The organism is Aeromonas sp. ZOR0001, assembly GCF_000801015.1.
Lineage (GTDB): Bacteria > Pseudomonadota > Gammaproteobacteria > Enterobacterales > Aeromonadaceae > Aeromonas > Aeromonas veronii.
The window spans coordinates 1-847 of the sequence record NZ_JRJY01000044.1; the positions used below are offsets into that span (position 1 = coordinate 1).

An 847-nucleotide genomic window follows, 5' to 3' on the forward strand; every position below is an offset into this window, starting at 1 on the left:
TGTTCTGCAACGACATCGATCATGCCGACCGGATGCGACGGGCGCTGGCGAACCTTAACCCCGAGCAGATGCTGAAAGATGATCGGTATGTGATGAAAATCACCGGCGATGATGACCTTGGCAAAGCCCAGCTCGACAACTTCATCAACCCGAAAAAGCCCTATCCGGTCATCGCTACTACCTCCGAGCTGATGACCACTGGCGTCGATGCCAAGACCTGCAAGCTGGTGGTGCTGGACCAAAACATCCAGTCCATGACCAAGTTCAAGCAGATCATCGGCCGTGGCACCCGTATCGACGACAAGTACGGCAAGCTCTGGTTCACCATTCTCGACTTCAAGAAGGCCACCGAGCTGTTTGCCGATCCCCGTTTCGACGGCGAGCCGGAGCGCGTCATGGTGATCAAACCGGCAGACATCAACAATCCGGATGAAGGCTTGGGCGATATCATCGATGGCGCCGATCCACTGCCTGCCGATGAACCCGGCAACCATGACGATCCGCTTGCTCCCGGGATTGATGAGGAGTCTGGCAGCTACACAACCGGGAGTAACTGTGGCCAGAGTGGCTCAGGGGGTCAGGGCACAGGCCCGCTGGGTGGCCCCGAGCCCGGAGTCAGCAAGTATTATGTCAACGGCGTGGCGGTCAGCGTCATCGCCGAGCGGGTGCAGTATTACGATGCCGACGGCAAACTGGTGACCGAATCTTTCAAGGACTACACCAAGAAGACCCTGCTCAAAGAGTTTGCCACCCTCGATGCCTTCACCAAGCGCTGGCAAGCCGCCGAACGCAAGCAAGCCATCATGGATGAATTGGCTCAGGCGGGCGTGCTGTGGGAGGTGTTGGA

1 protein-coding gene is annotated in these 847 nt (G+C 58.0%); it reads left to right on the forward strand.

Annotation, left to right across the window (positions count from 1 at the left end):
- Positions 1 to 847: type I restriction-modification enzyme R subunit C-terminal domain-containing protein (locus L972_RS21620; RefSeq protein WP_047436654.1), on the forward strand; the 847-nt coding region annotated here is incomplete at both ends.